This window comes from Yinghuangia sp. YIM S09857 (assembly GCF_051388915.1).
Lineage (GTDB): Bacteria > Actinomycetota > Actinomycetes > Streptomycetales > Streptomycetaceae > Yinghuangia.
On sequence record NZ_JBPKBH010000029.1, the window covers coordinates 20,815 to 28,123 of the forward strand.

At 71.0% G+C, this 7,309-nt stretch carries 4 protein-coding genes; all 4 read left to right on the forward strand.

Going from position 1 to position 7,309, the window contains the following annotated elements; translation table 11 throughout:
• The 4 genes from ACRX5S_RS37770 to surE all read left to right on the forward strand — a co-directional run bounded on the left by ACRX5S_RS37770 (nucleotide 1) and on the right by surE (nucleotide 7,283).
• Nucleotides 1-1,752 (forward strand): N-acyl-D-amino-acid deacylase family protein, encoded by a 1,752-nt coding sequence (locus ACRX5S_RS37770; protein ID WP_436777783.1) that lies wholly within the window; start codon nucleotides 1-3, stop codon nucleotides 1,750-1,752.
• 215 nt (nucleotides 1,753-1,967) lie between these two features.
• On the forward strand, nucleotides 1,968-4,562 hold the full coding sequence (locus ACRX5S_RS37775; RefSeq protein ID WP_436777784.1) for a bifunctional FO biosynthesis protein CofGH: 2,595 nt from the start codon (nucleotides 1,968-1,970) through the stop codon (nucleotides 4,560-4,562).
• Nucleotides 4,563-4,813: 251 nt separating this feature from the next.
• On the forward strand, nucleotides 4,814-5,914 hold the full coding sequence (locus ACRX5S_RS37780; RefSeq protein ID WP_436777785.1) for an ADP-ribosylglycohydrolase family protein: 1,101 nt from the start codon (nucleotides 4,814-4,816) through the stop codon (nucleotides 5,912-5,914).
• Nucleotides 5,915-6,353: 439 nt separating this feature from the next.
• Entirely contained in the window at nucleotides 6,354-7,283 is a 930-nt protein-coding gene (gene surE / locus ACRX5S_RS37785) for a 5'/3'-nucleotidase SurE (protein WP_436777786.1), read from the forward strand.
• Nucleotides 7,284-7,309 lie beyond the last annotated feature (26 nt).

A 7,309-nucleotide genomic window follows, 5' to 3' on the forward strand; every position in this document is an offset into this window, starting at 1 on the left:
ATGCTCGACCACCTCATCACCGGAGCCACCGTCGTCGACGGAACGGGCACACCCTCCTACCGAGGTGACGTGGGTATCCGGGACGGCCGCATCGTCGCCGTGGGCCCGGCCGGCAGCATCGCCGAGGAGGCCGCGACCACCGAGGACGCCAGCGGCCTCGTGCTCGCCCCCGGTTTCATCGACCCGCACACCCACTACGACGCGCAGCTGCACTGGGACGCGTACGCCACCCCCTCGGTCAACCACGGCGTCACCACCATCGTGGGCGGCAACTGCGGCTTCACCCTGGCCCCGATCAAGGCCGAGGACGCCGACTACACCCGCCGCATGATGGCCAAGGTCGAGGGCATGGCCCTCCCGGCGCTGGAGAACGGCATCGACTGGAGCTGGGAGACCTTCTCCCAGTACCTCGACAAGCTGGACGGCACCATCGGCGTCAACGCCGCGTTCATGGCCGGCCACTGCGCGATCCGCCGCTACGTCATGGGCGCCGACTTCGGCCGGGCCGCCACCCCCGAGCAGGTCGAGGCCATGGTCGCCGAGCTGCGCAAGGCCATCGAGGCCGGCGCGATCGGCTTCTCGACCGGCCGTTCGAACCACACCGACGGCGACGGCAACCCCGTCCCGTCCCGCCACGCGACCCCGGAAGAGGTCCTGGCGCTGTGCCGCGAGGTCGGCGAGCACGAGGGCACCCAGCTGGAGGTCATCGTCGCGGGCTGCCTCGACAAGTTCAGCGACGACGAGATCGACCTGCTGGTCAACATGACCACCAGTGCCGGCCGTCCGATGAACTGGAACGTGCTGACCGTGGACTCGGCCGACCCGGACCGCGTGCCGCGCCAGATCTACGCGTCCGAGAAGGCGAAGGCGGCGGGCGGCAAGATCGTCATCCTCACCCTGCCGGTGCTGGTGCCGATGAACATGTCGCTGCTCAACTACTGCGCGCTCAACCTGCTGCCGGGCAAGTGGGGCGAGACGCTGTCCCTGCCGGTGCCGGAGCGCATCGCCAAGCTGAGCGACCCGGAGGTCCGCGCGGACCTGCTGAAGAGCGCCAACAGCCCGGAGGCGGGCGTCTTCCGCCGCCTGGTGGACTTCGGCCGGTACGTCATCGGCGACACCTACTCCGCGGCCAACGAGGGCCTGTCCGGCCGCATCGTGGCGGACATCGCCAAGGAGCGCGGCCAGGAGGACTTCGAGACCCTGGTGCAGATCTGCGCCGCGGACGACCTCAGGACCGTCCTGTGGCCGATGCCGACCGACAACGACCAGGCGTCGTGGGACCTGCGCCAGGAGGTCTGGGAGAACGAGCACGTGATCCTGGGCGGCTCGGACGCGGGCGCGCACCTGGACCGCATGTGCGGCGCCACCTACACCACCCGCTTCCTGGGCGACTCGCTGCGCGGCCGCAAGCTGGTCTCGCTGGAGCGCGCGGTGCAGATGCTCACCACCGACCCGGCCAAGCTGTTCGGCCTCAAGGACCGCGGCCGGATCGCCGAGGGCTACCACGCCGACCTGGTGCTGTTCGACCCGGAGAAGGTCAACTCCGGCCCGGCGCGCCTGCTGCACGACCTGCCGGGTGACAGCCCGCGCCTGACCGCCGAGTCCGAGGGCATCGTCTCGGTCCGCGTCAACGGCGTCGAGACCGTCCGCGACGGCCAGGTCACCGGGGCCGTGAACGGCAAGGTGCTGCGCTCCGGCAAGGACACCTACACCGTCACGAACGACTCCGTCAGCTTTGGCCCCAACGCCTGAAACGCCTGACGCGGTAGGCGCACAACGCCCGTACGAGGGCCCGGTCGCATCCCCTGCGGCCGGGCCCTCGGCGTGTCGCGGGCCACCGCCGGGCGGGGCGGCGTGATGTGCGACACGAGTCGACGTACCTTCTGGGACGCACGCCTACAGTTGGTCTGTTCGGGCCCGAAAGCCCTGTACGGACCGGCGATAAGCACGACAGCGAGGGGTGTCGCATGACCCAGACTCCGACCGAGAACGCGATGCGGCGCGCCCTGCGCCGCGCCCGTGACGGGGTCATGCTGGACGTCTCGGAAGCCGAGGTGCTGCTGCACGCGAAGGGTGCCGACCTCGACGACCTGTGCGCGTCGGCGGCCCGGGTGCGCGACGCGGGGCTGGACGCGGTGGGGCGTCCGGGAGTGATCACGTACTCCCGCAAGGTGTTCATTCCGCTGACCAGGCTCTGCCGGGACAAGTGCCACTACTGCACGTTCGTGACCGTCCCCGGCAAGCTCAAGCGCGAGGGACACGCCATGTTCCTCGGCCCCGACGAGGTCCTGAAGATCGCGCGCGAGGGCGCCGCGATGGGTTGCAAGGAAGCCCTGTTCACGCTCGGCGACCGCCCCGAGGACCGCTGGCCCGAGGCCCGCGAGTGGCTCGACGCGCACGGCTACGACGACACGCTCTCGTACGTTCGCGCGATGGCCATCCGCGTCCTGGAGGAGACCGGCCTCCTTCCGCACCTCAACCCCGGCGTCATGTCGTGGACCGACCTCCAGCGCCTCAAGCCGGTCAGCCCGTCCATGGGCATGATGCTGGAGACCACCGCGACGCGTCTGTGGTCCGAGCCCGGCGGCCCGCACCACGGTTCGCCCGACAAGGAGCCCGCGGTGCGGCTGCGCGTCCTGGAGGACGCCGGGCGCTCCAACGTGCCCTTCACCACCGGCATCCTGATCGGCATCGGCGAGACGATGGCCGAGCGCGCCGAGTCGGTGTTCGCGCTGCGCAAGACCGCCCGGCAGTACGGCGGCATCCAGGAAGTCATCGTGCAGAACTTCCGCGCCAAGCCGGACACTGCGATGCGCTCGGTCGCGGACGCCGACCTCCAGGAACTGGCCGCCGCCATCGCGGTCACCCGCATCGTGCTCGGCCCCAAGATGCGCGTGCAGGCCCCGCCGAACCTGGTCGGCGAGGAGTTCGCGCTGATGATCCGCGCGGGCATCGACGACTGGGGTGGCGTGTCGCCGCTGACGCCCGACCACGTCAACCCCGAGCGCCCGTGGCCGCACATCGACGAACTCGCCGAGCGCACCTCCGAGTCCGGCTTCACGCTGCGCGAACGCCTCACGATCTACCCGGAGTTCATCCGCCGCGGCGAACCGTGGCTCGACCCGCGGGTGCTGCCGCACGTGCGGGCGCTGAGCGACGCGGACGGCATGGCAGTTGAGGGCAGGAACCCCGAAGGGCTGCCGTGGCAGGAGCCCGAGGACCTGTTCGCGGCCGCGTCGGGGCGTACCGACCTGCACGTCACGATCGACACCACCGGCCGCACGTCCGACCGCCGGGACGACTTCGACGAGGTGTACGGCGACTGGGAGGAGCTGCGGGGGCAGGCGACGTACGGGCGCGACAGCATGGCCGACGGGCAGTCCGCGCCGGTGCGTGTGGACGGCGACGTCAAGGCCGCGCTCGCGCAGGCCGCCGCCGACCCCGCGCTGCTCACCGACGACCAGGCGCTCGCGCTGTTCCACGCGGACGGCCCGGCACTGGACGAACTGGCGCGCATCGCCGACGACTTGCGGCGCGAGGCGTCCGGCGACGAGATCACGTACATCGTCAACCGGAACATCAACTTCACCAACGTCTGCTACACCGGCTGCCGGTTCTGCGCGTTCGCGCAGCGGCGCACCGACGCCGACGCGTACACGCTCTCGCTGGAGCAGGTCGGCGAACGCGCCGAGCAGGCCTGGGCGGTGGGCGCGACCGAGGTGTGCATGCAGGGCGGCATCCACCCCGACCTGCCGGGCACCGCGTACTTCGACATCGCGCGCGAGGTCAAGAAGCGGGTGCCGGAGATGCACGTGCACGCGTTCTCGCCGATGGAGGTCGTCAACGGTGCGACGCGCACCGGCATGTCGATCCGCGACTGGCTCCAGGCCGCCAAGGAGGCCGGGCTCGACACCATCCCGGGCACCGCGGCGGAGATCCTGGACGACGACGTGCGCTGGATCCTCACCAAGGGCAAGCTCCCGGCGGCCACGTGGGTCGAGGTCGTGAGCACGGCCCACGAACTGGGTATCCGCAGCTCGTCGACGATGATGTACGGCCACGTCGACACCCCCGCGCACTGGCTCGCGCACCTGCGCCTGCTCGGCCGGATCCAGGACCGTACCGGCGGCTTCACGGAGTTCGTGACGCTGCCGTTCGTGCACACCAACGCGCCGGTGTACCTGGCCGGGATCGCCCGCCCCGGCCCGACGCTGCGCGACAACCGGGCGGTGCACGCGATGGCGCGCATCCTGCTGCACGGCAAGATCTCCAACATCCAGACCAGTTGGGTCAAGCTCGGCGTCGACGGCACCAACCTGATGCTCCAGGGCGGCGCCAACGACATGGGCGGGACGCTGATGGAGGAGACCATCTCGCGGATGGCCGGGGCGGACAACGGCTCGCGCAAGTCGATCGCCGAACTGGAGGCGATGGCCGCGTCGCTGGGCCGCCGGGCGCGGCAGCGGACGACGACGTACGGCGAGGTGAGCGCCGAACGCCAGGCGGTCGCGCGGCGCCACGACGACGAGGTCGAGAAGATCATGCTCCCGATCCTCGGATGACCGCCGGGCGGCCCCCGGCCGACCGCCGCGCGGCACGCGCGCACCGGCCGGGGCCGCGAAGCGGAACGTCTATCTGACGCATCGTCAGATAGACGGCTCGGGACCACCGCGTGTGGGTACGCTTCCGCACGGGGGTGCGACCGGGCGCCCCGGCGGCACGTGACGGTACGCGGGGGAACTCAGCGGGGCGGGACCCGGCCGGAGGGGAGCCGGCGGTCCGCGGCCCTCTTATTCGGGGAGGGGCAGAATCCATGGCCGCACTGTGGTCGCGCGAGCGGCAGCAGGACTTCCGCAGCCGGGTCAGAGGGTGCCTGATCGGCGGCGCCGTGGGCGACGCGCTCGGCGCCGGGATCGAGTTCCTGGCCCTCGACGAGATCCGCGCGCAGCACGGGCCGGACGGGGTGACCGGCTACGTCACGGCGTACCACCGGCGCGGCGCCATCACCGACGACACGCAGATGACCCTGTTCACCGTCGAGGGGCTGATACGCGCGCACGTGCGCCGCGACGACGGGGCCTGGCACCCGCCGACCGACGTGCACCGCGCGTACCTGCGCTGGAAGGCCACGCAGAGCGAGTGGGGTCCGGACGAACGCCGCGACGAGGGCTGGCTGGTGCGCGAGGAGTGGCTGTACAGCTCGCGCGCCCCGGGCCACGCGTGCCTGCGCGGTCTCGACGACGAGGTGATGGGCACCCTCGACAAGCCGAAGAACGCCGACTCCAAGGGCTGTGGCGCGGTGATGCGCTCCGCGCCGTTCGGCATGCTGGTGGGCTGGAGCCCCGACCTGGTGTTTCAACTCGCGGTCGAGTGCGCGGTGCTGACGCACGGTCACCCGACCGGCTACCTGTCCGCCGGGGTGTTCGCGGTCGTCGTGCACGCGGTGATGCAGGGTGCGAGCGTTGACGCGGGGGTGCGCGAGGCGCTGGAACTGGCCTCCGCGCACGACGGGCACGAGGAGACGGTGGCCGCGGTCGAGGGCGCGCTGGCCATGGTGCGCAAGGGCACGCCGGACTCGGGCCGCGTCGAGGAACTGGGCCAGGGCTGGACCGCGGAGGAGGCATTGGCCATCGGGCTTTACTGCTCGCTGGTGGCCCCGGACGTCCGCAGCGGCCTGCTGCTCGCGGTCAACCACTCCGGGGACAGCGACTCCACCGGATCGATCTGCGGCAACCTCCTCGGCGCCATGCACGGCGAAACCGCGCTCCCGGCGGATCTCGTGGCCGAACTGGAGGGCCGCGGAACGCTGTTGCAGCTGGCGGACGACTTCTCGATGGAGATGACCCAGTCGGCCGCACTGCACGGAGCGGACGCCCCGCGCACCCACTGGGCCAAGCGCTACCCGGCCACCTGAGCCGACCGTTCTGGGCCGGTCACCTCGGCCTGGTCACCTGGGCTCGGCCATCAGCGTCCAACTGCTGTGGGGCCCGGTTCCCCGGGCCCGGCTGCCGCGCTTGGTTTTCGGGACCGCGGCCGACCCGCCGCCGCGCGCCCCGGGCCACACCCACCCCGCGACCGAACGGCCGCCCTGTGTTCCCGACCGAGTGCCGCCCGGCTCGGCGGCCCGCAGGGCGGCATTGCATTTTGCCTGCTCTTGAAATGTCCGCGGGTTGAGCCTATTTTCGCTATCCGCTGGTCGACACGACTTACGCGCAGGGGAGCCGCGCGCGTGTCCGCCACGGGGGAATCGTCTGCGCTCGTTCGCGCTACCCGTACCGTCCACCGGGTGCCGCTGCACGTCATCGGCAATCACCTCTTTTTCGACGGAGGCCCGAGAGATGGCTCGGTTCGGCATGAAACCCGCAAGACTCGTGGCCGCATTTGCGGTCTGCGCATCGGTGTTCGGCCTCGCGGCGCCCGCCGCGGAAGCGGCCGCACCCGCCGCGCCCAAGCGCCTGGACATCCTGCTCTCCAACGACGACGGCCACCAGTTCCCCTTCATCCGCGCCGTACAGAGCGCGTTGAAGGCGGCCGGGCACAACGCCGTCATCGTCGCCCCGGCGAACGACCAGTCCGGCAAGGGCACCGGCATCAACGCCAAGCCCGGCTCGGTGTTCAAGGCCGCCCAGGTCGAGCCCGGAATCTGGTCGGTGGAGGGCACCCCCGCCGATTCCGTGGCCTTCGGTATCCAGCACGTGTACCAGAACAAGAAGCCCGACCTGGTGATCTCCGGTATCAACGCCGGCCAGAACATGGGCGCCACCACAAACCACTCCGGCACGGTCGGCGCCGCGATCACCGCCGCGGAAAAGGGAGTCCCGTCGATCGCGGTGAGTGCGGAATACGACACCTCGAACCCGGCGAACCCGTTCCCGCAGATTTCCAAGGCCGTCGGCTTCACCGTCAAGCTCGTCGAGAAGCTGGTCTCCACCGCGGGCCGCGACGGCCGCGTCCTGCCGGGCAAGTCGACCCTCAACGTCAACTACCCGGTGAAGCCCACCGGCAAGGTGGCCTTCACGAACGTCGGTTCGGCCGAGGCGATCTTCACCAAGTACGTGCCGGCGCCCGACCAGTGCGACACCTGCTTCCGCCTCGACCTGGGCGTCAACCCGGACGCCCACGAGCCGGTCGGCAACGCGGACACCACGGCCATCGCGGACGGCAAGGTCTCCGTCTCGCTGCTGGACGGCGACTGGACGACGCCCGCCTGGGCGCTCGGCCAGGTCATCTCGGTGTTCGACAACCTGAGCGTGCGGCTGCGGCTCAGCGGGCTGACCGCGTAGGACGGCGAGGGGGGGTCGCCCGATAC